This window comes from Nocardiopsis alba DSM 43377, assembly GCF_000341225.1.
Classification (GTDB): domain Bacteria; phylum Actinomycetota; class Actinomycetes; order Streptosporangiales; family Streptosporangiaceae; genus Nocardiopsis; species Nocardiopsis alba.
The window spans coordinates 54,981-81,275 of record NZ_ANAC01000019.1 but is presented as its reverse complement, the minus strand read 5'-3'; the positions used below and the strand labels follow the sequence as shown (position 1 = coordinate 81,275).

Annotated in this window: 24 protein-coding genes; 6 read left to right on the top strand and 18 right to left on the bottom strand. The window is 70.2% G+C overall.

Annotated elements, in window-relative coordinates; translation table 11 throughout:
* Positions 1-38: 38 nt before the first annotated feature.
* The 3 genes from fabG to D451_RS0119890 all read right to left on the bottom strand — a co-directional run bounded on the left by fabG (position 39) and on the right by D451_RS0119890 (position 2,912).
* A complete protein-coding gene (gene fabG, locus D451_RS0119900; protein WP_014911925.1) occupies positions 39-743 on the bottom strand; it encodes a beta-ketoacyl-ACP reductase in 705 nt (234 codons plus the stop codon).
* Between the two features lie 197 nt (positions 744-940).
* Positions 941-1,600 (bottom strand): response regulator, encoded by a 660-nt coding sequence (locus D451_RS0119895; RefSeq protein WP_014910489.1) that lies wholly within the window; start codon positions 1,598-1,600, stop codon positions 941-943.
* Complete coding sequence (locus tag D451_RS0119890; protein WP_017535716.1) at positions 1,575-2,912, bottom strand: sensor histidine kinase; 1,338 nt, start codon at positions 2,910-2,912, stop codon at positions 1,575-1,577. The genes D451_RS0119895 and D451_RS0119890 overlap by 26 nt, the downstream gene beginning before the upstream one ends.
* Before the next feature lie 345 nt (positions 2,913-3,257).
* On the opposite strand from D451_RS0119890, the gene D451_RS0119885 reads away from it, so the two are divergent.
* From D451_RS0119885 to D451_RS0119875, 3 genes are all read left to right on the top strand, one after another.
* On the top strand, positions 3,258-4,022 hold the full coding sequence (locus tag D451_RS0119885; RefSeq protein ID WP_014908378.1) for an ABC transporter ATP-binding protein: 765 nt from the start codon (positions 3,258-3,260) through the stop codon (positions 4,020-4,022).
* A 4-nt stretch (positions 4,023-4,026) separates the two neighbouring features.
* Positions 4,027-6,738: an ABC transporter permease gene (locus D451_RS0119880; RefSeq protein WP_017535715.1), complete on the top strand. Its 2,712-nt coding sequence runs from the start codon at positions 4,027-4,029 to the stop codon at positions 6,736-6,738.
* A gap of 122 nt (positions 6,739-6,860) precedes the next feature.
* Positions 6,861-8,465, top strand: a complete 1,605-nt coding sequence (locus D451_RS0119875) for an MFS transporter (RefSeq protein ID WP_017535714.1) — start codon at positions 6,861-6,863, stop codon at positions 8,463-8,465.
* On the opposite strand, the gene D451_RS26700 is transcribed toward D451_RS0119875, so the two are convergent.
* The 5 genes from D451_RS26700 to D451_RS28840 all read right to left on the bottom strand — a co-directional run bounded on the left by D451_RS26700 (position 8,453) and on the right by D451_RS28840 (position 11,252).
* Positions 8,453-8,749 carry a hypothetical protein gene (locus tag D451_RS26700; RefSeq protein ID WP_014909971.1) on the bottom strand — a complete coding sequence of 99 codons (297 nt, stop codon included), beginning with the start codon at positions 8,747-8,749 and terminating at the stop codon, positions 8,453-8,455. The genes D451_RS0119875 and D451_RS26700 overlap by 13 nt on opposite strands.
* A gap of 122 nt (positions 8,750-8,871) precedes the next feature.
* Entirely contained in the window at positions 8,872-9,141 is a 270-nt protein-coding gene (locus D451_RS0119865) for a hypothetical protein (RefSeq protein WP_017535712.1), read from the bottom strand.
* Positions 9,142-9,234: 93 nt separating this feature from the next.
* Entirely contained in the window at positions 9,235-10,053 is an 819-nt protein-coding gene (locus D451_RS0119860; RefSeq protein ID WP_017535711.1) for a polyprenol monophosphomannose synthase, read from the bottom strand.
* 195 nt (positions 10,054-10,248) lie between these two features.
* Complete coding sequence (locus D451_RS0119855) at positions 10,249-11,055, bottom strand: DeoR/GlpR family DNA-binding transcription regulator (RefSeq protein WP_026125210.1); 807 nt, start codon at positions 11,053-11,055, stop codon at positions 10,249-10,251.
* Positions 11,056-11,117: 62 nt separating this feature from the next.
* The gene (locus D451_RS28840; RefSeq protein ID WP_014910036.1) at positions 11,118-11,252 is read right to left on the bottom strand and encodes a hypothetical protein; all 135 of its coding nucleotides are present in this window, start codon (positions 11,250-11,252) and stop codon (positions 11,118-11,120) included.
* A gap of 100 nt (positions 11,253-11,352) precedes the next feature.
* Here D451_RS28840 and D451_RS0119845 point away from each other — a divergent pair, with 100 nt between their 5' ends.
* On the top strand, positions 11,353-12,123 hold the full coding sequence (locus D451_RS0119845) for a 4'-phosphopantetheinyl transferase family protein (RefSeq protein WP_026125209.1): 771 nt from the start codon (positions 11,353-11,355) through the stop codon (positions 12,121-12,123).
* A gap of 10 nt (positions 12,124-12,133) precedes the next feature.
* Here the strand turns inward: D451_RS0119845 and D451_RS0119840 are convergent, their stop codons facing one another.
* A complete protein-coding gene (locus D451_RS0119840; protein WP_017535708.1) occupies positions 12,134-13,291 on the bottom strand; it encodes an acyl-CoA dehydrogenase family protein in 1,158 nt (385 codons plus the stop codon).
* Between the two features lie 227 nt (positions 13,292-13,518).
* On the opposite strand from D451_RS0119840, the gene D451_RS0119835 reads away from it, so the two are divergent.
* Both D451_RS0119835 and D451_RS0119830 read left to right on the top strand, forming a co-directional pair.
* On the top strand, positions 13,519-14,421 hold the full coding sequence (locus D451_RS0119835; protein WP_014912117.1) for a LysR family transcriptional regulator: 903 nt from the start codon (positions 13,519-13,521) through the stop codon (positions 14,419-14,421).
* Positions 14,422-14,696: 275 nt separating this feature from the next.
* Positions 14,697-16,016 (top strand): ABC transporter substrate-binding protein, encoded by a 1,320-nt coding sequence (locus tag D451_RS0119830; protein WP_017535707.1) that lies wholly within the window; start codon positions 14,697-14,699, stop codon positions 16,014-16,016.
* A gap of 27 nt (positions 16,017-16,043) precedes the next feature.
* Here D451_RS0119830 and D451_RS0119825 read toward each other — a convergent pair whose 3' ends face one another.
* The 9 genes from D451_RS0119825 to D451_RS0119785 all read right to left on the bottom strand — a co-directional run bounded on the left by D451_RS0119825 (position 16,044) and on the right by D451_RS0119785 (position 26,220).
* The gene (locus D451_RS0119825; protein ID WP_017535706.1) at positions 16,044-16,703 is read right to left on the bottom strand and encodes a TVP38/TMEM64 family protein; all 660 of its coding nucleotides are present in this window, start codon (positions 16,701-16,703) and stop codon (positions 16,044-16,046) included.
* A gap of 29 nt (positions 16,704-16,732) precedes the next feature.
* Positions 16,733-17,914: an AI-2E family transporter gene (locus tag D451_RS0119820; RefSeq protein WP_017535705.1), complete on the bottom strand. Its 1,182-nt coding sequence runs from the start codon at positions 17,912-17,914 to the stop codon at positions 16,733-16,735.
* Positions 17,911-19,326 (bottom strand): sensor histidine kinase, encoded by a 1,416-nt coding sequence (locus D451_RS0119815; RefSeq protein ID WP_017535704.1) that lies wholly within the window; start codon positions 19,324-19,326, stop codon positions 17,911-17,913. The genes D451_RS0119820 and D451_RS0119815 overlap by 4 nt, the downstream gene beginning before the upstream one ends.
* 92 nt (positions 19,327-19,418) lie before the next feature.
* Positions 19,419-20,198 carry a TIGR03943 family putative permease subunit gene (locus D451_RS0119810; RefSeq protein WP_017535703.1) on the bottom strand — a complete coding sequence of 260 codons (780 nt, stop codon included), beginning with the start codon at positions 20,196-20,198 and terminating at the stop codon, positions 19,419-19,421.
* Positions 20,195-21,265 carry a permease gene (locus D451_RS0119805; protein ID WP_017535702.1) on the bottom strand — a complete coding sequence of 357 codons (1,071 nt, stop codon included), beginning with the start codon at positions 21,263-21,265 and terminating at the stop codon, positions 20,195-20,197. The genes D451_RS0119810 and D451_RS0119805 overlap by 4 nt, the downstream gene beginning before the upstream one ends.
* 169 nt (positions 21,266-21,434) lie before the next feature.
* Positions 21,435-22,988: an alanine/glycine:cation symporter family protein gene (locus tag D451_RS0119800; RefSeq protein WP_017535701.1), complete on the bottom strand. Its 1,554-nt coding sequence runs from the start codon at positions 22,986-22,988 to the stop codon at positions 21,435-21,437.
* Positions 22,989-23,182: 194 nt separating this feature from the next.
* On the bottom strand, positions 23,183-24,772 hold the full coding sequence (locus D451_RS0119795) for a DEAD/DEAH box helicase (RefSeq protein ID WP_014908592.1): 1,590 nt from the start codon (positions 24,770-24,772) through the stop codon (positions 23,183-23,185).
* 330 nt (positions 24,773-25,102) lie between these two features.
* Complete coding sequence (locus D451_RS0119790; RefSeq protein ID WP_026125208.1) at positions 25,103-25,945, bottom strand: enoyl-CoA hydratase/isomerase family protein; 843 nt, start codon at positions 25,943-25,945, stop codon at positions 25,103-25,105.
* Between the two features lie 68 nt (positions 25,946-26,013).
* On the bottom strand, positions 26,014-26,220 hold the full coding sequence (locus D451_RS0119785; RefSeq protein WP_014912345.1) for a helix-turn-helix domain-containing protein: 207 nt from the start codon (positions 26,218-26,220) through the stop codon (positions 26,014-26,016).
* Between the last annotated feature and the right edge of the window lie 75 nt (positions 26,221-26,295).

The window sequence follows — 26,295 nt, the reverse complement described above, 5'->3', positions numbered from 1 at the left end:
TCTGTCTCGGTTGCCGGTGCGGTCGGTGGGGCGGGCGGTCAGTGACCCATGCCCATGCCGCCGTCGACCGGGATGACGGCACCGGTGATGTAGTCCGCGCCGGGGCCGGTGAGGAAGGAGACCGTCCTGGCGATGTCGTCGGTGCCGCCGAAACGACCGAGGGGGATGTTCTTCTTGATCTCGGTCTGACGGTCCTCGTCCAGGGCCGCGGTCATGTCGGTCGCGATGAAGCCGGGGGAGACGATGTTCACGGTGATGTTGCGCGAACCGAGCTCACGGGCCAGGGAGCGACCGAAGCCGACGAGGCCGGCCTTGGAGGCGGCGTAGTTGGCCTGGCCGCCGGAGCCGAGCAGGCCCACGACCGAGGAGATCAGGACGATACGGCCGAAGCGCTTGCGCATCATGCCGCGCACGGCGCGCTTGGCCACACGGAAGGATCCGGTGAGGTTGGTGTCGAGCACCGAGGAGAAGTCGTCCTCGCTCATCAGGGCCAGGAGCTGGTCCTTGGTGACACCGGCGTTGGCGACCAGGACCTCGACCGGTCCGTGCGTCTCCTCGACCTCCTTGAAGGCCGCGTCCACCTGGGCGGAGTCGGTGATGTCGCAGCGAACACCGAGCAGACCCTCCGGGGGCTCGCCGGAGCGGTAGGTCACCGCGACCTTGTCGCCGTTCGCCGCCAGTTCACGGGCGATGGCCAGGCCGATTCCGCGGTTGCCGCCGGTGACCAGTACCGAACGCGACATAGGGGCTCCTCTTCTCTGTGGCCTTGAACAGCCACGATGTGTGTACCTCGGGCGGGGATCGCCTTGCAGCGTACCGAGCTACCAGCGGGTAGCCGCAACCGAGGGTGAATCCGTCAGGGGGTGTGAAAAGCCACGTGTCCCCCGCGCGGAACGGCCGAGGTCGGGACCCGCGCGAGGGCGAAGGCCTGCCGGCCGGGTCAGGCCCAACCGGCGTCGTGGGCCAGGATCGCGGCCTGAACGCGGTTGGACATCTCCAGTTTGGCGAGGATCCGGCTGACGTGCGCCTTGACCGTCGTCTCGCGCATGCCCAGGGCCCGGCCCGCCTCGGCGTTGGACTTGCCCTCGGCCACCGCGATCAGCACCTGCCGTTCCCGCTCGCTGAGCACCGACAACCGACGCAGGGCCTCCTCACGGCCGGCGGCCGAGTCGGCAGGGGCGGGCGCGGCGAAGCGTTCGAGCATGCGTTTGGTGACGCTGGGCGAGAGCATGGCGTGCCCCTCGTGGACGGTGCGCACGGCGGCGATGAGATCGCGGGGCGGCGTGTCCTTGAGCAGGAAGCCCACCGCCCCGGCCTGGAGCGCGCTGTGCACGTACTCGTCCAGGTCGAAGGTGGTCAACAGCACCACACGGGGCGGGTTCGGCAGAGAGGTGATCCGGGTCGCGGCGGTCAGCCCGTCGGTGCCCGACATCCGGATGTCCAGGAGGACCACGTCGGGGGCGAGCTCCTCGGCCAGACGCGTCGCCTCGTCGCCGTCGCTCCCCTCACCGACCACCTCGATGTCCGGAGCGGACTCCAGGATCATCCTCAACCCGGATCGGACCAGGAGTTCGTCATCGACCAGGAGTGTGCGGATCACCCTCGGAGCCCTCTTCCTCGACTTCGGTGTTCGGGACGGGGGCATCGTTCTCGTCCATCTCCCCCAGCGGCAAGATAGCGCGCAGACGCCACCCCCCGTCGGAGCAGGGGCCCGCCGAGACCTCGCCGCCGGCCAGGGCGACGCGTTCGCTCAGCCCGGTCAGACCGTACCCGCTGCGGGGCGGAGGGTTCACCACCCCCGGAGCGGGGCCGTTGGACACCTCCAGCTCCAGACGGTCCGCCGCGTAGTACAGATGGACGTCGACGACGGCGCCGGTGGCGTGCTTGGCCGCGTTGGTCAGGGCCTCCTGGACCACCCGGTAGGCGGTGCGCTGGACCTGGACCGGCAGCGGACGCGGATCACCGCTCTCCTCACGGCGCACCTCCATTCCGGCCCCGCGCCATTCGCCGAGCAGCCGTTCCAGGTCGTCGAGGACCGGTTGGGGCGCGGTGGGGGCGGTCTCGCCGCCCTCGTCGCGCAGGACCCCGAGGATCCCGCGCAGTTCGGCGAGCGCCTCGCGTCCGGTGGTGCGGATGAGCCCGGCCGCCTCGACCGTGCGGTCGTCGATCGCCGAGACCTCCAATCCGCCCGCGTGCAGGACCATGAGGCTCACCCTGTGCGCGACCACGTCGTGCATCTCCCGTGCGATGCGGGTGCGTTCGGAGGAGATGGCCTGCTCGGCCATCATGTGCTGTTCGCGCTCCAGCCGCTCGGCCCGCTCTTCGAGCCGTTCGATGAGTTCGCGGCGTGTACCGATCCACAGCCCCGCGAAGACCGGGACCAGCAGGAAGACGATCACGGCCATCACGAAGCCGGTCACCGACGCGTTGTAGACGAGGGCGGTGCTCAGGACACCGAGGGCGAACCAGCCGGTGAGGACCTTGCGGTCGCTGAAGAAGGCCGGGTAGGAGTACAGGCCCACCATGAGCGGGATCGGGTCGCCGTAGCCGATCATGAGGATCGCGCCGGCGATCAGGAGCCACCGGGGCGAGCTTCTGCGCCAGAGCATCGTCGCCGAGGCCAGGGTCCCGGGGATCACGAACAGCGCGAACAACGTGGCCACAGCGGTCCAGGCCGCGGCGGGCCCGGGCTCGGGGGCTCCGACCGGCGCGACCATGAGGGCGGCGAAGGGCTTGGAGAACAGCCCGATCCCGCTGGTGGTCCCCGCCAGCATCATCAGCCCACTGAAGGGCAGGGTGAAGAGCGCGTAGAACCAGTCGGCGATACGCGCCCGTCGCCTCCACCACCACATCCCGTGGCGTCGGACCAGCAGGCCCAGGTTCTCGTTCCACTCTCTCAACCGCTCGTTCACCCGCCCGAGTCTAGGTGGAGGGATCACGCCTCTTCGGCGACACGACACCGCCCGGCGGACGACGGTCCGTTCGTCGATCCCTCTACGTTCTCCCTGGTCAGAGGGGCGCCCGAGGAACCGGTGGCGTTCGCGGTCGCTACCGACCCCCTACGAAAGTCGGGGGTGCGGCCGGTCGAAGGAGTCGCGAACCCGTTGCGCGTCATGCCTTCGGCCGACCCCGGTTTCGGCCTGTAGGGGGAGGAATCGGTGGTTCTCGCGGTCCTAGCGTGGTGACCACGCCGAAGAGCACGGGGGTCTCCCCCGACCCACCGGCACCATCCGTCAGCGATACCAGGAGTAGTCCTCGTGAGCACGCCCACCACGCAGTCCCCGTCCCCGGTCCAAGCCCCTCCGGTCGTGGTGGCGCGGGGCCTCACCAAGACCTACGACACCGGCGGCAGCCAGGTGCACGCCCTCGCCGGGGTGGACGTGGAGTTCCACCGCGGCGCGTTCACCGCGATCATGGGCCCCTCCGGCTCGGGCAAGTCGACCCTGATGCACTGCCTGGCCGGGCTGGACGTGCCCACCTCCGGCACCGTGCACCTGGGCCGTACCCAGATCACCGGCATGCGCGACGGCGAACTGACGCTGCTGCGCCGCGACCGGATCGGCTTCATCTTCCAGTCGTTCAACCTGCTGCCGATGTTGACGGCCGAGCAGAACATCCTGCTGCCCTCCCAGATCGCCAAGCGCAAGGTCGACCAGGCCCGCTTCGACCACATCATCGACGTGGTCGGACTCCGTCAGCGACTCGACCACCTGCCCGCCAAGCTCTCCGGCGGCCAGCAGCAGCGCGTCGCGGTCGCCCGGGCCCTGCTCAACGCCCCCGAGGTCGTCTACGCCGACGAGCCCACCGGCAACCTGGACTCGCGTTCGGGCGCCGAGGTGCTGGCCTTCCTACAGAACTCGGCCCGGGAACTCCAGCAGACCATCGTCATGGTCACCCACGACCCGGTGGCCGCCTCCTACGCCGACCGCGTGGTGTTCCTGCGCGACGGCAGCCTGGTGGACGAGGTCCTCTCCCCCACCGCCGAGGTCGTCTCCGACCACCTGCTGAAGCTGGAGGCCTAGCCCGATGCTGCGCACCACACTCGCGGGGCTACGTCTGCACAAGTCCCGCTACGTCACCACCGTCCTGGCGATCCTGCTGGGCGTCATGTTCATCTCGGGCACCATGGTCTTCGCCGACACGCTCAAGGCCAGCTACGAGGAGTCCGTGATGGGCTCGGCGACCGGCGTCGACGCCATCGCGACGCCCGCCGAACCGGAGTACGTCGAGGGCGAGGACCCGGCCGAGGCCGTCGCCTTCGACGAGGAACAGCTGGAGAGGGTCCGCGACCTTCCCGAGGTCGCCTCCGCCGACGGCATGCTCGAAGGCCGGGCCGTGCTCCTGGACGCCGAGGGACGGGCCGTCGGGTTCATGCCGCCCGCCGCGGTCTCCCTTGGAGACGCCTCCCGCTTCTCCGCCAAGGAGGGCCGCCTGCCCGAGGCCGACGACGAGATCGCGTTGGCCACCTCCACCGCGTCCTCGACCGGGTTCGAGGTCGGCGACACCGTCACCATGCTCGACGCCGACCAGGAGAAGCGCGACTTCACCCTCACCGGTCTCGTCAACTTCGGTGTCGACCCGAACTTCAGCATGGCCGGCGCCACGGTCCTGACCGAGAACGTCGTCCGTGAGATCGCCGCGCCCCAGGGCTACTCCGAGATCGACGTCGTGGCCGCCGAGGGCACCGACGACGAGACCGTCGCCAAGGCCGTCGAGGAGGAGCTCGGCGCCACCGCCGAGGTGGCCACCGGCACCGAGTTCGGCGAGGAGCTCGCCGAGGGTGTCGGCGCCCAGACCGAGGTCCTGCGCATCGCCCTGCTGCTGTTCGGCGTGATCGCGATGTTCGTCGCCGCGATCGTCATCTACAACACCTTCGCGATCCTCATCGCGCAGCGCCAGCGCGAACTGGCCCTGCTGCGCTGTGTGGGCGCCAAGCGCGGCCAGGTCTTCCGTTCGGTGCTGACCGAGTCCTTCGTGGTCGGTATGGTCTCCTCGATCCTGGGTGTGCTGGCCGGTATCGGCATCGGTATGGCCGGTGCCCGCTTCGCCGGCCCGCTCATGGGCACCGACGTGACCGCCTCCGTGGTGATCGGCCCCGGCGCCGTGCTCAGCGGCCTGCTGCTGGGCACCCTGATGACGGTGTTCTCCGCCCTGGTCCCGGCCATGCGGGCCACCCGGGTGGCCCCGCTGGCGGCCCTGCGCACCAGCGCCACGGCCTCCGGTCTGGAGAAGGGCACCGGCTGGGTGCGCGTGGTGTTCGGCCTGCTGCTGTTCGCGGTCTCGGCCGGCCTGATCGGCCTGACCCGTATGACCGGCCCCGACCCGGCGGGCCTGTTCATCGTGACCGGCGCCGCCCTGATCGCCTTCGTCGGCGTGGTCGTCCTCGGCCCGCTGCTGGTGCGCGGCATCGTGCGCCTGGTGGGGGTCCCGCTGCGACGCGTGGGCGTTCCGAGCATGCTGGCCGTGGACAACTCCGTCCGCAACCCGCGCCGCGCCGCCACCGCGATGATCGCCCTGACCGTGGGCGCCACGCTCATCACCGGTTACTCCGTGGTCAGCGCCTCGCTGGAGAGCACCCTGACCAAGACGCTCGACGAGCAGTTCCCGGTCGACTACCAGATCAGCCCGCAGTTCAACCCGGACGAGCTGACCGTCGGCCAGGAGGAGACCGAGACGACCGAGGAGGGCGCCGAAGAGGGCGTCGTGGGAACCGAGGAGGGCCTCGAAGGTCCCGTCGAGGGCACCGAGGAGGGCGCGGTCGAAGGGACCGAGGGCGCCGTCGAGGACGAGGAGCCCCTGGCCGAGCTGGCCACGATCCCCTCCCGGGTCCGCGAGGACCTGGAGAAGGAATCGACCGTCTCCAAGGTGTTCGGCTTGCGCTCCGACTCCGCCGAGGTCGCCGAAGAAGGCGTCGGAGGTCCGCTGGAGAGCATGCCCGTCAGCACCTACGTCGGCGCCGACATGGGCACCGACCTCACCGCGGATATGGTCGAGGGCGAACTCTCCGACCTGGAGCCCGGCCGTGTGGTGCTCTCCGAGGGCTACGCCGGCGGGATGGGCGTGGGCGACACGCTCACCCTCGTCACCCCGGAGGGCGACCTGGAGCTGGAGATCGCCGCGATCGCCGAGGACATGCAGAGCCTCTTCGGAGCGACCGTCAGCGAAGAGGACTTCGTGCGGGCCTTCCCCGAACGCACCCAGGACGACACCCTGATGATCCGGGGCGCCGAGGGCGCCGACTCCGCCGAGCTGCGCGAGGCCGTCTACTCGGCCGTGGACGACCACCCGACCCTTCAGGTCGACTCGGTCGCCGAGATGAAGAACCAGTTCTCCCAGATGATGGACATCGCGTTCTACACCATCGCGGCCATGCTGGGCCTGGCGATCATCATCGCGGTGTTCGGTATCTCGAACACGATGGCGCTGTCGGTCCTGGAGCGCACCCGCGAGTCCGCCCTGCTGCGGGCCCTGGGTCTGGCTCGGGGGCAACTGCGCCGGATGCTCAGCATCGAGGCCGTCCTGCTCTGCCTGATCGGCGCGGGCATCGGCATCGCCCTGGGCGTGGTGTTCGGTTGGGCGGCCGCGGCCGCGGTGCTGCCGAACATGGTCTTCGCGGCCCCGGCCGGCCAGATCGCGGTGTTCATCGCGGTCTCGGTCCTGGCCGGTCTGCTGGCCGCGGTGCTGCCCGCCCGTCGGGCCGCCGGGACCTCGATCACCGGGGCGCTCGCCAGCGAGTGACCGCGGGTCAAAACCGCACAGCGTAAGGGAAACAAGGCGCGGGCCACCACCTTCGGGAGGGGGTCCGCGCCTTACTGTGGTCGGAGCGGTCGACCACGGAGCCCATCGGACAGGGAGACGTCATGAGCGGTTCGGTCTCGCCACCGGACACCGCGGGGCGGGTGGCCTGGGGAACGCCCGCCGCCCGGTGGATGCTGACGGCGACGGTCCTGGGCTCGGGGATGGCCTTCCTCGACTCGACGGTCGTGACGGTCGCCCTGCCCGCGATCCAACAGGATCTGGCCACCGGGCTGGCCGGGCTCCAATGGATCGTCAACGGGTACATGGTCACGCTCTCGGCCCTGATCCTGATCAGTGGTTCCCTGTCGGACCGGTTCGGCCGGGTCCGCCTGTTCATGGTCGGGGTGACCGTGTTCGCGCTGGCCTCGGCCCTGTGCACGTTCGCACCGACCCTGGAGTGGCTGATCGCCGGCCGCGTCGTCCAAGGGGTCGGCGGCGCCCTGTTGACCCCGGGGAGCCTGGCGATCCTCCAGGCGGGCTTCCGGGAGAAGGATCGTGCCCGCGCCATCGGCGCCTGGTCCGGATTGACGGGTGTGGCCTCGGCCGTGGGCCCGTTCCTGGGCGGATGGCTGGTCCAGGCGGGCGACTGGCGGCTCATCTTCCTCATCAACCTGCCGCTCGCCGTCGTCGTCCTGCTCATCGCCCACTTCAAGGTGCCCGAGACACGGGACACCTCGGCCACGGGCGGCCTGGACTACGGCGGGGCCCTGCTGGGCGTGGTGGCGCTGGGCGGTATCACCTACGCGCTGATCCAGTGGGGCGCCGAGGGCGGAACCGTGGACGTGTGGGTGGGCGCCGTGATCGGCGTCCTGGCTCTGGTGGTGTTCCTGGTGGTGGAGGCGAGGGGCCGGGCCCCCATGCTGCCCCTGGGGCTCTTCCGCTCGGTGGCGTTCAGCGTGACCAACGCCGCCACCGTGGTGATCTACGCGGCCCTGGGCACCCTGCTCTTCCTGTTGGTGATCTACCTCCAGGAGGTCGGCGGCTACTCCCCGATCGCGGCGGGGGCGGCCTCGTTGCCGTTGACCCTTCTCATGCTGACGCTCTCGGCCCGCTCCGGGAAGCTGGCCTCCAGGATCGGTCCGCGCCCGCAACTGGTGGTGGGCCCCCTTCTGTTGGCGGGCGGGTTCCTCCTGCTCTCGTCCATGGGGCCGGACGCCACGTACCTCACCCAGGTCTTCCCGGGGATCCTCCTCGTGGCGCTGGGACTGTCCACGACGGTGGCCCCCCTGACCGCGACGGTGCTGGCCTCGGCGCCCGAACGCCACGCCGGGCTGGCCTCGGGGGTGAACAACACGTTCGCGCGCGGGGCGCAGTTGATCGGTGTGGCCGCGATCCCCGCCCTGGCCGGGATCGGGGGCTCCTCCGGTGACGGGGGCGGCGGCACGGCCGGGCTCGCCGAGCACTTCGGGACGGCGATGCTCATCCTGGCGGGGCTCGCGGTGGTGGCGGCGGCGTGCGCCCTGGCCCTGCCTCGTGGTCGGATGCCCGGGGCGGAGGAGACCGGCGAGGAGACGGCCCCGGAGGAAGGGGAGGTCGCGGTTCCGGCCGTCGGACCCACGCCTCGCTTCTGCGGGGTCTCGGGGCCCCCGCTGCGTTCGTGTCCGGGTTCCAGCGCCGGAGAGGTCCACGGTGACGGCCCCTCGGGCGGGAACGCTCAGTCCCGGTAGTCCTCCGGTGGGCGGTCCTTGACGGCGTCCGGGTCGGGGACCACGCTCAGGGCCTCCTCCTCCGCGCTGCGTTCACCGCCCCACCGTTGGCGGGGCACGGCGACCCCCAGGTGTTCGGCCCGCACACCCTCCAGGATCCCCAGACGGCCTCGGCTGTCATCGTCCTCGAAGTCGTATCCGAGGATGTCGAAGATCGGATCGATGAACAGTTCGCGCTGGGCGACCTCGGTCGCCTGCGGGTCGTCCCCCAGATCGAGGTCCACCTCGTAGGGCTGTTCGGTCACGTCGTCCGCCTCCCTCCCCACGTCACTTCGATCATCCCAAATCCAAGTGAAATTGTGAAGAAAGAGGTCGGTGGGAATGGGGCGGGGCCCGCCCCCACAAGGCGACGGGCCCCGGCCGACGGTCAGGTGTCGGAGTCGTCCACCTCGTGGACGGCCTCCTCCTCCGCTCCGGGTCCGTCGATGTCGAAGTCCTCGCGGGGCAGGACGTCGTCCCGCTCCAGACGGACCTCCTCCTCGATCCCGAGCTCCCCCTCGTCGTCCTTTTGCTCATCCTCGAACGTGTAGCCGTAGACACCCTCGCCCGGGTTCTGACGGCTCTCGGCCTCGGCGATCTCGCTCTCCTGGGGGTCCTCCCCCATGTCGGAGTCGACGTCGTAGGGCTGTTCGGACACTGCTGTCACCCCCTCTCGCGTTCCCCCGATGATCGCAGGTGGAGGAGGGTGCGAGAAGGGGGACACGGGTCTCGGACCGGGGCGTGCCCGAGATCAGCGGCGCGCGTTCTCGGCCCGGCGCAGGCGCAGGGGGCGCAGCGCGGCCTCCAGCGCCACCGCGCCGTCGAGCTTGCTACGGCCCACCACCCGGTCCTCGAAGTGGATGGGGATCTCCACGATCTTTCGCCCCCGACGGTAGGCCCGGTAGTGCATCTCCACCTGGAAGGCGTAACCGGTGCTCTCGATCCCGGCCAGGTCCAGGGTGCGCAGGGCCGAGGCCCGCCAGATCTTGAAGCCCGCGGTGACGTCGCGCACCGGGATGGCCAGCACGGTCTTGACGTAGGCGTTGGCCCAGCCGCTGAGCAGACGGCGGCGTGCGCCCCAGGTCTCGGAGAGGCTGCCGCCCGGAACGTAGCGGCTGCCGATGACCACTCCGGCGTCGGTGGCGTGGAGGGTGCCCAGGAGTTGGGGGACATAGCCCACGGGGTGGCTGAGGTCGGCGTCCATCTGAACGACGTAGTCGGCCCCGTCCTCCAGAGCGCGGGTCATGCCCTCGACGTAGGCCCGTCCCAGCCCGTCCTTCTTGGTGCGGTGCAGGACGTCGAGACGTCCGCCGTATTCGATCGCGAGCTTGTCGGCGATCTCGCCGGTGCCGTCGGGCGAGTTGTCGTCGACCACCACGATCCGCAGTTCGGGGAGGTCCAGGGCCATGAGGCGGGAGACGAGGACGGGGAGGTTGCCGGCCTCGTCGTAGGTGGGGACGACCACGGTCAGACGGGAGCTCCGCCAGGGCTCGGGAAGCGCCACCGGTTCGGGGGTCACCCGTACGGGCTCGGACGGGCGGTGCTCCGGATGCGGTGATCGGGAGGACATACGCGGCGGCTCCTGGTCGTCGTTGCGGTGGGTCGGTCGTCGGGCCGGGCCCGAAAGTTACCAGTGGGTATCGTCAGTGTGTACAGGATCACGCATCGGATGTTCTTCGCACAATAGGGCGAAACGCAAGGGAGTGCGCGCTCCGATGCCGCTGTCCGGCGGAACGACACCGCCCACGGCACCTTCCCCTCGCGCTCATTGACCCCGTTCGTCGGCCACCACGACGACGTGGACCAGGGCCCCGGACTCCTCGAGGGTCATCAGGACCTCGGGGTCCGCACTGGAGTCGGTGACCAGATGGGCGATGTCCTCGGGGGCCACCGTGGGGACCATGGTGTCGGCCCCGACCTTGGTGTGGTCCGCCAGGACGATGGTCTCCTCCGCACAGTCCGCCAGGGCCCGGTCGACACTGGCCACAGCGGGGTTGGGCGTACTCAGCCCCCGGTCGGCGCTCACCCCGTTGCCGGACAGGAACGCGCGGTTGACCCGCAGACCGGAGAGCGCGGCCTCCGCGGCGGGGCCGATCAGCGCCCGCATGGGCGCGTGCACCGTGCCCCCGGTCATGACGACCTCCACCCCCGCCGCCCCGGCCAGGACGTCGGCCGCGCGCAGGGAGTTGGTCACCACGGTCAGGTCCTCGTGGCCGCGCAGCTCGCGGGCCAGGGCCTCGGCCGTACTGCCCGGGCCGAGGGTGATCGCGTCGCCGGGGCGGACCAGACGGGCCGCGGCCGAGGCGATGGCGGCCTTCTCCGCGGCGCACTGATCGCTCTTGCCCGTATAGCTCTGTTCGTGCCCGATCCGGCCCGGTAGCGCGGCCCCGCCCCGACGGCGGTCGAGCAGCCCTTCGGCCTCCATCGCGCGCACGTCACGACGGACGGTGACCTCCGAGGCGTGCACCTTGACCGCGATGTCGCGCAAGGACATGCTCCCGTGGGCCCGGACCAACTCCAGGATGCGCTCCCGGCGCTCGGCTGCGAACGCCGGACGGCTCTCCTCGGCCATGGACACGGACACTCTCCTCCGTACCGGTGATGGAGCGCGATACGAATACCGCGCCGACCGCCCTAGAGTACGGACCGGTCGCGACTCCCCTCGACACGGGCCGGTGGCCGCTCCGTCAGGAGCGTCACCAGGACGATGACGGTGAGGGCGACGAGGCCGATGAGGGCTCCGGCTCCGAGCAGCACCACGACAGACATCTGAGCCTCCAAGGGGGCGGGCCGACCTGCCACTTACCGGATGCCCCGTTTCCCGTTCGCTCACACCACCGATCGTCGGAAGATCGGCGACAATGGGTCCATGACGCTCGGTTCCACTCCCCTCCGGCCCACGGTGTGGTGGGCCCACATCTCCTCCGCGAACGACCGCCTGGTCCGTCTGTTGAACGAGGAGGAGCTCGCCCGCAACACCCGCTTCCGGCTCCAGACCGACCGCGACCGCCACCTCTTGGGCCGGGCCCTGGCCCGGACGGCGCTGGCCGAGCGGACCGGTGTCCCCGCCCCCGAGGTGGCCTTCGAGCTGCGCTGCCGCTCCTGTGAGGACAAGGCCCGGACCGGAGCCGACGGGGGCGACCCCTCCCCACACGGCAAACCGGTGCCGGTGGGCCCCGCGAGCGGATGGGAGATCTCCATCAGCCACTCCGGCGAGTGGGTGGTCCTGGCCATGGCCGAGGGCGTCCCGGTGGGCGTGGACGTGGAGCGGGTGTCCGAGGCACGGGATCTGGACGGGTTGGCCGCCTACACGCTCGCCGAGGCCGAGGGGCGGGCGTGGCGGGCACTCCCCGAGGAGGACCGTTCCGAGGCCTTCTTCGGGTACTGGGCGCGCAAGGAGGCACTGCTCAAGGCGACCGGCCTGGGGCTGTCCGGTGGCCTGCGCAGGGTCTCGGTCACCCCTCCGTCCGACCGGGCGCGGCTGGTCGCCTGGGAGGGCGGGGGCGCGCCCGGGACCGCGTGGTTGACGGACCTGGAGCGCGACCCCGGGTACCGATCCGCGTTGGCGGTGCTGACCGACCGTCCGGTGGAGCCGACGGTGCACCCGGCCGAGCGCACCGCAGCCCTGCTGCGCGGATAGGGGTGGGAGCTCAGGCCTCCTTGGCCAGGTGACGCGAGATCACCATGCGCTGGACCTGGTTGGTGCCCTCCACGATCTGGAGGACCTTGGCCTCACGCATGTACCGCTCCACCGGGAAGTCCCGGGTGTAGCCGTACCCGCCGAAGACCTGCACCGCGTCGGTGGTGACCTTCATGGCGGTGTCGGTGGCCATGAGCTTGGCCATGGCGGCCTGCTTGCCGAAGGGGCGACCGGCGTCGCGCAGACGCGCGGCCGACAGGTAGAGCTCCCGGGAGGCGGCGACCTGGGTGGCCATGTCGGCGAGCATGAAGCCCAGTCCCTGGAAGTCCCCGATGAGGGAGCCGAACTGGCGACGTTCGCGCGAGTAGGCGACGGCCGCGTCCAACGCGGCCTGCGCCAGACCCACCGCGCAGGCGGCGATGCCGAGTCGACCCGAGTCCAGGGCGGCCAGGGCGATCCCGAAACCGCGGTCGGGTTCGCCGATCAGGGCCTCGGGGCCCAGCTCGACGTCCTCCAGGATCACCCCGGCGGTGGTGGAGGAGCGCATGCCCATCTTGCGTTCGGGGGCGGCCGTGCTCAGGCCCGGGGTGCCCGCCGGAACGTGGAGGCAGCCGATGCCGCGCGCCCCGGAATCGGGGGTGCCGGTGCGGGCGAAGAGCGTGTAGTAGTCGGCGTGTCCTCCGTGGGTGATCCACGCCTTGGCGCCGTTGACCCGGTAGCCGCCGTCGTCGGTGCGTTCGGCCCGGGTGGTCATGGCCGCCGCGTCGGAGCCCGAGGAGGTCTCGGACAGACAGTAGGCGCCCAGGAGTTCCCCGCCGAGCATGTCGGGCAGGTGCCGGCCCTTCTGCTCATCACCGCCGAAGGTGGCCAGGGGATAGCAGGAGAGACTGTGCACGCTGACGCCCAGGCCGACCGCGAGCCAACCGCGGGCGAGCTCCTCCACGACCTGGAGGTAGACCTCGTAGGGCTGGTCGCCGCCGCCGTACTCGCCGGGGTAGGGCAGGCCGAGCAGGCCGGCCCGTCCGAGGGTGGTGAAGACGTCGCGGGGGAAGGCGGAGTTCTCCTCGTCCTCGGCCGCGCGTGGGGCGATCTCCTTGTCCACGATCTCCCGGGTCAGCTCCAGGAGCTGTTCGGCCTCGGGTGTGTGCAGCGTGCGTTCGACCGCCATGAGTTCTCCCACTGTCGCGCGCCCTGGTGCGCGTCGGACCCACCATGACGGGGTTTCCGCCATTTAGTAGGTCGTCAAACTATATGGTGACGCACGGCACTCTATCCCACCGAGTCCCTACGAAGGGTGTCCGGGTCGCACGGATCCCGGCCGCCGATCCCCGCTCCGAACGGTCACCGCGTCGACACGTCTGTACACGAAGGGCAGGCACACCTTAGATTCCACGCATGGACCTCGAACTCCGCCATCTCCGCACCCTCTGCCTCCTGGCCGACACCGGAAGCGTGACCAAGGCGGCCACGGCTCTGTCCACCTCCCAGCCCGCGCTGACGACCCAACTCCAACGGATCGAGCGCGAGGTCGGGGGACGTCTGTTCCATCGTGGACGGTCGGGGGTCCGCCCCACCGAGTTGGGAGAGTTCGTCCTGGTCCGCGCGCGGACGGTCCTGTTGTCCATGGACGACCTGCTGCACGACATCACCGCGCGCGGCGCCTCCCCCAGCGCCCTGCGCATCGGCGGGGTGGGCCCTCTGACGGTGGAGCTGTCGGCACGACTGCCCGAGATCTTCCCCGGCGTCCCCGTCCACGTGCGCACCGAGTACTCCCCCAAGCTGGTCACCGACCTGGTGCGGGCGGGACGTCTGGACCTGGGCACCACCATCGACTACGTGGACCGCGATCTGACCACCGACGGCCCCCTGGCCTGGGCGATGCTCGCGGTGGACCCCCTTCACGTGGCACTGTGGGCCGACCACCCCTTAGCCGGGGAGACCTTCATCAGGCTGGAGGATCTGGCCGGCTGCCCGTGGGCGCTCACCCCACCGGACGGCACCGGATGGCCCGAGTGCTTCTACCTCGCCTGCCAGCGCGCGGGGTTCAGCCCCGAGGTGCCCTACCGTCTGCACGACAGGTCGGAGATCCGCGACCTGGTCGCCGATCGCAGGGCCGTGGCCCCCTGCCAGTCCGACTTCGTCACCGGGCGGGGTGTGGTGGTCCGGCAGCTGGAGAACGCCCCGATACAGCTCCGCCATCTCCTGGTCTGGCGTAGGGACAGCGTGGTGCACCAGGCCGCGGAGCGGATCGCGAGGCTCACCCGCACCATCCTGGAGCGTGACGTCGTCCGGAGCTGACCCGACTCCGGGGGCGCCCCGCCGGCGTTCCCCTCCTCGACGGGAGGGCGGTGTGCGCCCTCCCGGGATCACCCCTGCCCCGGGCCGGTTCCGGCCACCGAGGGCGGGGGCGGTTGCGCACCTCACCCGCGTTCGTATGATGTTTACCGGCCGGTAACGTACTGCCGAGTAGGAACCCCGTACCAGGCCTTCTCCCCCGAGCTGCGAAGCCGTCTTCCCCCCACGGGCCCTCGGGCCTCCCGTTGCGAAGACATGACCGAAGTTCAGGACACATCATGCGATCACCGAGAATCATCGCCGCGGCGCTCGCCGTCGCGATACTCGCCGCCTCGTGCGGCGACGCCGAGTCCACCGACGGGAGCGGCTCCGCGGAGGACCTCACCCTCGGGGTCACCGACGACACCGTCGTCATCGGCACCCACCAGCCCCTCAGCGGGCCCGCCTCACCCGGCTTCGTCCACGTCTCCGCCGGCGCACGTGCCGTGTTCGACCACATCAACGACAACGGCGGCGTCCACGGCCGCCGGATCGACTACCGCGTCGAGGACGACGCCTTCGACCCCGCGCAGACCATGCGGGTCACGGACGACCTGATGAACGAGCAGGAGATCTTCGCGATGCTCGGCGGGCTGGGCACCCCCACCCACGAGTCGGTCATCGAAGAGCTCAACGACGCGGGCGTCCCCGACCTGTTCGTCTCCTCCGGGGCCCTCGCCTGGGACCAGCCCGAGGAGTACCCCCTCAGTTACGGCTTCCAGGTGGACTACTCCAAGGAGGCCAAGGTCCAGGGCGCCTACATCGCGGAGAACTTCCCCGGCGAGGACGTGGGCCTGCTCTACCAGAACGACGACGTCGGCCCGGCCTCGCACGCGGGCATCGAGCAGTACCTCATGGACGACATCGTCGCCTGGGAGTCCTACGACCCCGGGGTCCCCGAGCTCGACGGCCAGATCGAGGAGCTGAAGAGGTCCGGCGCCGACGTCGCCGTCTGCTACTGCATCCCCGCCTTCCTCGGCATGGCGATCCTGGAGGCGCAGGCCATCGGGTACGAACCCCAATGGGTGGCGCCCAGCTTCGGCGGCGACGTCGAGATCGTCCAAGAGTTGATCGGCGAATACGCGGCGGGCACCCCCGCCGAGGACGTACCCCCGGAGGCCTTCACCGACGGCCTGATCATCACCGCGTTCCTTCCGATGGCCGCCCAGAGCGACGATCCCTGGACCGAGTTCTATCGTGGGATCCACGATGAGTACATCGAGGACGCGCCCTTCACCGACACCACGGTCTACGGCATGGTCCAGGCGACCCTGTTCGCGCGCCTGCTCATGGAGGTCGGCCCCGACCTCGACCGGGAGACCCTCGTCCGGACGTTGAACTCCAACGACCTGGCCGGCCCCGGCCTGGTGCCCTTCGCCGCGACCGAGGACGACCACAGCGGCTACTCCGGTGTGATGGTCGTCCAGAACCGCGCGGGTAAGGAGCCCGAGATCCTCCAGGAACCGCGGATCACCGACAGCGACGGCGGAGAGATCCTCCCCTTCGACATGGACCGTCCCACCCCGGACGAGGTCGAACTGTTCGGCGGCGCCTCGTAGCGGCGGCCCTCGGCGGGCGCGGTCCGGTCAGGCCCGCGCCCGCCACGCGGCACGAGGGCGACGTCGAGCCCGCACCAGCCACCACACCAGGGCGATGAGCCCGGCCATCACACCCGTGGCCACCGCGACCTCCAGCCCGAGGTCGGCGCCACCCGCGCCCACCAGGACCATCGCGACCGTCGCGGGCAGCGAACCCAGCGCCGTGGCGGCGGCGAACGGCGCCAGGGCGACCCCGGTCAATCCGCAGCCGTAGTTGACCATCTGATACGGGACCACCGGTACCAGCCGCAACTGGAGCACCACCAGGAAGGCCCGCCACGAGGTCAGCCCCTCCAGCCGTACCCTCACCCGTCGGGGCAGGCGTGCGGCGAGCGCGTCACCGGCCACGTGTCGGGCCACCGCGAACTGGGCGAGGGCCGCCAGGACACCACCGATGAGGGCCAGGGCCACTCCGAGCGGGATCCCGAAGAGCAGCCCGCCGGCGATGTTCAAGGCCGGACGGGGCACCAGGGCCTGGACCGCCAGAGCGTAGGCCCCCAGGTAGACCAGGGCCCCCGCCGCGCCCGCGCCGTCCGTCCAGGCGCGGACGGTGGCCAGATCGGGCCCGTACACCAGGGCCCAGAGCAGCAGACCCACCCACGCGACGAGCAGCGCGATCCGCCACACCCACCCCTGCCCGCTTCCCATCCGATCAGGGTAGGGCCGATCGGGGGCGCTCAGCGCCGCTCCAGTCGCGGGAAGATCACGCGTTTGAGCACCAGGGTGAGGGCGGCCGCCGTCGGGATGGCCAGCAGCGCGCCGACCAGGCCGAGCAGGGCCCCGCCGAGCAGGGCCGCGGTGATGTTGACCGTGGGCGCCACGTCCACGGCGTGCCGCATCACCCTCGGAGCCAGCACGTAGCTCTCGATCTGCTGGTAGACGAGGAAGAAGATCAGGGTGACCAGCCCCATCAGCGGGTCTCCGAGCGCCACGGCCAGGGACGCCACCAGGGCACCGATCGTGGTGCCCACCAGCGGGATCAGGGCGGTGACCGCGACCACCAGGGCCAGGGTGAGCGCGTAGGCGGAACCGATCGCCCACAGGAAGAGGAAGGCCACCACCCCGCCCAGGGCGGCGACCACCAACTGGCCGGCGATGAAGGCCCCGATGCGCCGCACGATCTCGTCGCCGATCTCGCGCACGCCCTCCCTGCGGGAACGGGGCACGAAACGGTAGGACACGTCCATGATCCCGGGCAGGGAGGCCATGAAGAACAGGGTCAGGATGAACACCGTGAAGGTCGCGAACAGCCAGTTGAAGACCACCTGCCCCACCCCGACCAGCCCGCCGAAGACCTGCTGGCCGAAGTCGGCGCCGGTGACCATGTCCCTGATCCGGGCCAGCACGTCGTAGCGCTGGTCGAGCTCGCGGAAGAACCTGGCGTTCTGTAGCTGGTCGATCGCCTGCGGTAGACCGGCCACGAAGCTGCTCACCTGATCGCTCAGGGGAGGCACGATCGTCCAGACGAACACGGTGATGAAGAGCGCCAGGAACAGGCACACCGTCAGGATCGCCGCCCAGCGGGGCATGCGCATCCTCTGGAGGAGGAGGATCACCGGGTTGAGCCCGACCGCGAGGAAGAGGGCCACCAGGATGTAGACGAAGACCGCCCCGGCCCCGGACAGGGCGTTCACCAGAAGCCAGGCCGAGAGCACGCCCAGCGCTCCGACGAACCCCATCACGAAGTAGTTGGGACGGTGCGGTCCGCCGCTCGCGAGCGGTGTCTCCGGCGGTTCTCCCCCGTCGCCGCCGGAGGTCTCGGTGGGGTCGTCGTGTTCGGTCCCCGGTTCCTCGTCCCCCGACGTGGGCGGCGGAACGGGCTCCCCCTTGCCCTGGGAGGTCTTCTGGTCGACGGTCACGTGTTCGGCTCCGGATCCTCTGGCAGACGCAGCGTGAACAGGGCACCGCCCAGCAGATCGCTGTGACCCGCCACGAGGGTGCCGTTGTAGGAGTGCACGATCTCCCGGGAGATGGGCAGTCCCAGACCACTGCCGCCGGGGTCCCGTTCCCTGGACTCGGGGAGTCGGGCGAAGCGTTCGAAGATGCGCTCGCGGTCCTTCTCCGGAATGCCCGATCCGTCGTCGTGCACCTCGACGACCGCCGAGCCGTGGGTGTGTCCGACGATGATGTCGATCCGGCTCTTCGCATGGCGTTCGGCGTTGGCGACGAGGTTGGTCAGCACCCGGGCCAGACGCAACCGGTTCACCTTGGCGTACACCGGCTCGGAGCCGTGGATGAGCAGTCGCGCCTGACCACGCCGTTCCCGGAACTCCTCCTCGACCAGGGCGGTCAGGTCCACGCTCTCCAGATCCATCACCACGCCGGTGTCCAGCCGGGCCATCTCCAGCAGGTCCTCGACGATGTTCTCCAACCGCTCGGTGTCGGAGAGCAGCCCCGCGAGCAGACGTTCCCTGGCCCGTAGGTCGGGGTCGGGGTCGGAGAGCTCGACCTCCAGTTTGGTGAGCATCCCGGCGATGGGGTTGCGCAGTTCGTGCGAGGCGTCGGAGACGAATCGCCGCTGTCGGGCGACCGCCTCCTCCAGCCGCCGCAGGGTCTCGTTGGCGGTGCGGGCCAAGTGGGCGATCTCGTCGTCGTTCTTGGGGACCGGCACCCGGCGGTGAAGGCCACTGACGGAGATCCGGTCGATCTCGTCGCTGATCCGGTCCACCGGACGCAGCGCGCGACCCACCCCGTACCAGGCGGTCAGGGCCGTCCCGGCGAGCAGGGCCACCGACATCCCGCCCAGGACCATCTCCAGGGTGTGGTGGGCCAGCACCTGCGGGGTCTGGGTCGCCACGAGCACCATGACGTCCCCGTAGGCGGAATCGTCGATGGCGTACCCGACCACCTGATAGCAGTCGGTGGGTTCCTCCCCGGCCACCTCACCGCAGTCGACCGTCACCAGACGGAAGTCGTCGCGGGAGGGCCGTTTCGTGGTCATGGCCGGCATCCCGCGCAACGCGTCACTGGAGGCGAGGACCTCGTAGGTGTCTCGGTCGACGATCTGCGACCGCAGGATCGGTTCGTTGGCGGGGATCGAGGACTCGTAGCGTTCGGTCGTGATGTGCTCGACGATGTGCCGCGCCTCCTCGTCCGCCTGGTCGTGGAGTTGGATGAGCACGACCTCTCGGAACAGGAGGTAGGAGCCCACGGAGAGGAGGGTCAGGACCACGGCGATGATGACGACGGCCCACAGCGTGACCCTGCCTCGAATGGAGTGTGGACGTATCCGGCTCCAGAGGCTCCTCGTCTGCACGCGGGGTTCTGACACGGACCTATTGTCACTCAGGGCCGTCCCATAGTGGGGATTTGGTCACGGTGTGGCGGCCGAGGACCTCCCCCGGGTCTCCGACCGCCCAACGGTCACTCGTAGGGGTCGGGAGGGTCGGTGACCTCCTCCATCTCGTCGATGGAGAACTCGTGTCGGGAGACGTCGTACAGGTCCCCTTCGGGCTCGACCCACGTCCCCCGCACCCGCCACCAGGTATCGGTCTCGGGGGCGGGTCGGTCGGTGATGAGGACCTTGTTGACCACCGCGTCGGCGGCGCAACAGGACATCTGGAGGCGGGCCAGGTACCAACCGTCCCCGCCCTCCTCCTCGGGGACGGCGAACCCCACCAGCTCGACCCGGCGTCCGGCCAGTTCGCGTTCCTCGTCGATCCAGGCCCGCAGCACGAACTCCCGGATGGCGAGCCGCGTGACCTCGTTCGGGCCGGCCTCCTCCAGACCGTCGCCGAAGGGAGAGGAGGTGGAACGTTCGGTCCTGGGCGGTGGCCCGGAGGAGGCCCCGGTGCTCTCCACCGTGTAGGCGCCCAGGGCCGGAGGGGCGACCACGAAGACGGCGATCACCGGGAGCAGGAGCAGCCAGGCCACCCTGGGGGCCCGCGCGTGGTCGTGTCCGTGGCCCTCGTGGTGCTCCGCGTGCTCGGGCCCCTCGTCGGCCTCCTCCGCGTCGTGGCGTTCGCCGCGCAGTTCGGAGGCGATGACCAGGACTCCGAGGACCACCATGACCACGCCGGCCGCGATCAGGAACGGACCGAAACCGGCCTTGACCCAGTTCAGGTACAGGTCGGTGGGGACGGTGCTGGTCAGCGCGGCGGCTCCGAGCAGGACCAGGGTGAGCCCTTGGGCGATGCGGTTCACAGCAGGACGCCTCCGATCAGGAACGTGGAGGCCAGACCGACCACGAGACAGAGAGGGATGAAGCGGGCGACGAACCGCCAGCCGAACACACCGGCCTGCATCGCGATGAGCTTGAGGTCGACGATGGGTCCGATGACCATGAACGCGAGCTTGGCGGTGGGCGAGAAGTCGGTGAGGCTGACCGCGACGAAGGCGTCGGCCTCCGAACAGATCGACAGCAGGATGGCCAACAGAGCGAGCACCAGGACCGAGACGATCGGCATCCCGGCCACCGTCAACAGCCACTCCCGGGGGACCATCACGTTGAGGGTGGCGGCGGCCACCGCGCCCACCACCAGGTATCCGCCCGCGTGCATGATGTCGTGCAGCATCGACTCGCGGAAGACCCGCCACTTCGACGCTCCGGGGGTGGTGGGACGCGAGGGCAGGCGCAGCCAGTCCGCGCGCCCGAAACGCACCCAGATCCAACCGATGACCACCGAGGCCAGCAGAGAGGCGACGAAGCGGGCCAGCACCATCTCGGGCTGACCGGCGAAGGCCACCGCGGTCGCGATCATGACGATCGGGTTGATGGCGGGCGCCGCCAACAGGAAGGTGAGCGCCGCGGCGGGCGCCACCCCTCGACTGATGAGGCTCCCCGCGATGGGCACCGAGGCGCACTCACAACCGGGCAGCAGGGCCCCGGAGACCCCGGCGACGGGGACCGCCCGGCTCGGACTGCTCGGGATGAACCGGCGGTAGAACGAGGTGGGGACGAACGCGACCAGCGCGGCGGACAGGGCCACACCGAAGACCAGGAAGGGCAGCGCCTGGAAGCTGATCGCGGTGAAGATGGTCGCCCAGGCCAGGAAGGCCGGCCCGGTCAGCTCGTCGGACAACCAGGCGTGTCCGAAGGCCATCGCGGTGATGAGGAGGGCGAAGAGCCATACGGTGCCGGTTCGGCGCGAGCCGGCCCGCCTGCCCCAATCTGCCGGGGGCAACTCGTCTCCGCGGTCGTCCCAGCCGACGGCGATCGAGTCGCCGAGCGAGGAGGACGGGGCGGAGTCGTGGGTGGTCCGTTCGGACACAGGGGTACTCCGTGGGGTGTGTTCGGGAACTCCACGAATGGTAACCGAAAACAGTTTTCGTTTGCACCATGAGAGGTTCCACCTCGTTCCGCCCTATCTACCACAAGGGAAGGGGCGGGGCCGTGGGTCGTCTCCCCACGGCCCCGCCCCCTTTTCGGTGGTGTGCGCGTCAGTCGTTCGAGGAGCCGTTCGGACGGCCCGGCCCCTCGGGACCCTCACCCTCCTCGGGGGTGATCTCGGCGCCCGGGTCGGAGGGAGCGGCCCCCTCCTCGCGGGGCTGGTCCTCCAGCAGACCGCCCTCGACCGGGCCCCAGGCCTCCACGTTCTGGAGGTCGGGCATCTTGGCCAGGGTGAACTGCGGGTCCAGGCCATTGCGCAACTGACGGCTGTAGTCGCGCAGCAGGCGGAAGGCGATCCCCGAGAGCGGCGCCAGGGCGACCAGGTTGACCACCGCCATCACGCCCATGGCCACGTCCGCGATGTTCCACACCAGGGTCAGCGGGGCGATACTGCCGAGGAAGATGAAGACCAGGACGGCCGAACGGAAGTACGTCACGTGCTCGGGGGCGGCGTCGAGGAACCTGAGGTTGGACTCCCCGTAGTAGTAGTTGCCGAGCAGCGACGTGTAGGCCAGCAGGAACAGGATGATCGTCAGAGCGTGGATCGACCAGTCACCGAGGTTGGCCTGGAGCGCGTACTGCGTGACCTCCGGCCCCCTGGACCCGTCGAACTCGGAGGTGCTCAAGAGCACGATGAACGCGGTCACCGAGCAGACCAGCCAGGTGTCGAAGTAGACGCCCAGGGTCTGGACCAGCCCCTGCTTGACCGGGTGGGACACCGAGGCGGTCGCTCCGGCGTTGGGCGCCGAACCCAGACCCGCCTCGTTGGAGAACATGCCGCGTCGCAGACCCTGGACGATCGCGGCGCCGACGCCGCCGGCCACCATCTCGCGCAGGCCGAAGGCCGAGGCGAAGATGTCGGCGATCATCCCGGGGACCTCACCGATGTTGAGGATGACCACGGCCGTGCCGAGCAGGATGTAGATGATCGCCATCAGCGGGACCAGGGCCTGGGCGACCGAGGCGATACGGCGGACACCGCCGAAGATGACCATCCCGGTCAGCGCCACGAGCAGCAGACCGACCACCGCGTTCAGGACCCATCCGGTGGGGACCCCGAACTGGGCGGCGGAGGTCGAGATGGCCCCGGAGATGCTGTTGGCCTGGACCGAGTTGAAGAAGAAGCCGAAGGTGACGGTGATGATCACCGCGAACAGGACGCCCATCCAGCGCTGCCCGAGCCCGCGCAGCATGTAGTAGGCGGGGCCGCCGCGGAAACCGGTATCGGTCCGCACCTTGTAGAGCTGGGCGAGCGTGGACTCGACGAACGCGGCCCCCGAGACCACCGTCGCCATGAGCCACATCCAGAACACCGCGCCGGGCCCGCCCAGCATGATCGCCGTGGCCACACCGACGATGTTGCCGGTGCCCACGCGCGCGGCCGCCGAGATCGCGAAGGCCTGGAAGGGGGAGATCTCCTTGCCCCCGTCGGGCGCGGTGCCCGCCTTGCCCCGGATGACCCGGAACATGTCCGGCAGGAGTCGAAGCTGCACGAGCCCCGAACGCACCGTGAAGTAGACGGACAGGATGACCAATAGCGGGATGACCAGGTACGCCCAGAAGGTGTCGTTGAGGGCGACGAGGGCGTTGTTGAGGACGGTCACGCGTTCCCCTTCAGGTGGCGTGGTGGTCCCGAGTGCGACTTCGGGGTTTCCCGCCAACTGTCCACGCCGACGGCACTCCCGGGCACCCAGGACATGCGAAGACGGGGTAAAGGAACGTAAACACCTCACCCCGGACAGACCGGAGGCCCGCTACCGGCGAACGCCGGTAGCGGGCCTCCGTGTCGTGCTCTGGATCAGCTCCGGCCGCTGGGGGCGGAGTCGTAGCGGTCGCCGCGACGGGGACCGCCACCGCGACGGTCGCCGCGGTAGCCACCACGGGAGTCGCCTCGGTAACCGCCTCGACGCTCACCACCGTAACCGCCGCCACGACGCTCGCCGCCACCGCGGTAACCGCCCTCGGAGCGCTCGCCGTAACCGCCGCGGCGGTCGTCGCGACCGCCCTCGGAACGGTCGTCGCGCCGGCCGCGGTAGCCGCCCTCGCCACGGTCGTCACGGCGGTAGCCGCCCTCACCGCGGTCGTTGCGACGGTCACCGCGGTAACCGCCACGGTAGCCGCCACCGTTACCGCGGTAGCCACCACGACGGGGGCCGCCACGGCCGCGACGGGGACGCTCGGGCTCCGGCGGCTCGATCCACGGCTCCCAGGAGGGCTCCTTGGCCCCGGTCACCTGGGTGAGCAGCTCGTCACCGGGGTTGACCAGGTGCTGCTTGGCGTCGACACCGGCGTCGCTGAGCAGACGGCGGGCCATACGGCGCTGGTTGGGCGCGACCAGGGAGACCACGGAGCCGGAGGAACCGGCGCGGGCGGTACGACCGCCGCGGTGCAGGTAGTCCTTGTGACCGGTGGGCAGGTCGACGTTGACGACCAGGTCGATGCCGTCGACGTGGATGCCGCGGGCGGCGACGTCGGTGGCGACCAGGGCCTGGATGCGACCCTCACGGAACTTGGCGAGGGTGCGGGTACGCACGCTCTGGGTCTTGCCGCCGTGCAGGGAGGCGCAGGGAACGCCGGCCTCGATCAGCTGCTCGCTGATGGTGTCGGCGCGGTACTTGCTGCGCACGAACAGGATGGTGCGACCCTCGCGCGCGGCGATCTGGGTGACGATCTTGTTCTTGTCGCGGGGCAGCACCTTGAGCAGGTGGTGCTCCATGGTGGTGACCTGCGAGACCGGCGGGTCCACGGAGTGGGTGCGCGGCTCGTTCATGTACTTGCGGACCAGCTTGTCGACGTCACCGTCGAGCGTGGCCGAGAACAGCAGGGTCTGCCCGTCCGGGTGCACCTGGTCGAGGAGCTCGCTGACCTGCGGCATGAAGCCCATGTCGCACATCTGGTCGGCCTCGTCCAGCACCGAGATCTCCACGTCGCCCAGGTCGCAGGCGCCCTGGTCGATGAGGTCGGTCAGACGGCCCGGGGTGGCGACGAGGACGTCGACACCGCGGCGCAGTTCGTTGATCTGGCGGGTGTAGGAGCTGCCTCCGACGACGTCGCCGACGCGCACGCCCACGACGCGGGCGTAGCCGCGCAGGGCGTCGCGCACCTGGTGGGCGAGTTCGCGGGTGGGCACCAGGATCAGGGCCCGCGGGCGGTGGGAGGCGGCGCGGCGCTCGGCGCAGCGCATCAGGACCGGCAGGCCGAAGGCCAGGGTCTTGCCCGATCCGGTCCGGCCGCAGCCGAGGACGTCGCGGCCCTCGATGGCGTCGGGAATGGTGGCGGCCTGGATCGGGAACGGGGTGGTCACACCGTTCTTGGCCAGCTCGTCGACGATGTCCTTGGGAAGCCCCAGGCTGTCGAAGGCAGGCGTTACGGCAGTGTCCGTCGTCAAGTGACGTGTACCTTCCTCATCGTTTGGCGGCGTTTCGAGGAAGGCTCCACACGGTCACGACGGACCCAGCGAAGAAATCACACAAACGCGCCTGATCACACGCGGAAGCGACCCCGACGTAGGTGGGGTTCGTGTGCTCTTCGGGTCAAGAGTGACGTCGACAGGGTCGACACGCTCTCCGCGTCTTGGCGGTCCGGCGCGCTCGGATGCGCGCGATATTGAACGACCGCTTGCAGCAGCGTACTAGAGATCGCCGCGAATCGGGGACGGGGTGGGTGTTTTTCATCGGTGATACGGGTCTCCCCACCCCGTTCCCCGAGGTCAGGAGGGTCAGGCCTGAGCCGCCATGGCCTTGGCCAGCGTGGTGAGCCGCTTCACCTGGGCCGCCCGTTCCGCCGCGCACTGCTCTTCGAGCGTGTTGCCCTCGGCCTGGAGCAGGAGGTCCTTGGTGGCGGTGGCCGCCCCGCGGTCGACCGTGAGCAGCGCCGCGACGGCGTCGTCGACGGCCCCCTCCAGTTCGTCGACGCCCACGACCAGGGCGGCCAGGCCGAGCTCGCGGGACTCCTCCGCACCGACCTTGCGCGCGGTCAGGCAGATCTCGGTGGCCCGGTGGACGCCGACGATGTCCACCAGGGGCTTGGTCCCGGTGAGGTCCGGGACCAGCCCCAGGGCGGGCTCCTTCATGCAGAAGACGGCGTCGTCGGCGAGGACGCGCAGGTCGCAGGAGAGCGCGAGCTGGAAACCGGCGCCGATGGCGTACCCGCGCACGGCGGCGATGGTCACCAGGTCGGGGCGGCGCAGCCACAGGAAGCCCTGCTGGAGTTCGGCGATGTAGGCGTCCAGGTCGGCCTCGTCGGCGGACCCGTCGGTGAGCCCCCCGATGATGGAACGCTCGCCCTCGACCCCTTCGGGGGTGAACATGCCGAGGTCGATCCCGGCGGAGAAGATGTCGCCCTCTCCGGCGATGACGACGATTCGGACATCCTCGGGGAGGGTCTGGCCGATGTGGGCCAGGGTCGTCCAGGTCCGCCCGGTCATCGCGTTGCGGCGCTCGGGACGGCTGATGGTGATGCGGGCGACGGCGCCCTCCACCGTGAGGCGCAGCCCCGCCCGGGTCAGCTCCTCCTCGCCGGGCGGTTCCGTCACTCCGGTCTCCTGCGGGGCCTGTGTCATGGGTTCCTCCATCGGGTCGTCGACACCCCCGACCCTACTCGCGAGTAACCTCGAACTCGCGATCGGGCTCAGGCTTTGCGCGTCGCTCCGCCCCGACCCCTCAACTCCACACCGGTCTCACCGAGCAGGCGATGCACGAACCCGTACGAGCGCCCGGTGGCGGCGGCGAGGGAGCGGATGCTCTCGCCCTCGTCATAGCGGCGCCTGAGTTCGGCGGCCAGCTCCGCCCGACTCTCCCCGGAGACCCGGGCGCCCTTCCTCAACTCGTCACTCACGGCTTTCTCCTCTTTCGGGACACCGGCCTCGGGTACGGGCCGGACCATCGCCATGATCCGACATGCCGCCCGCCC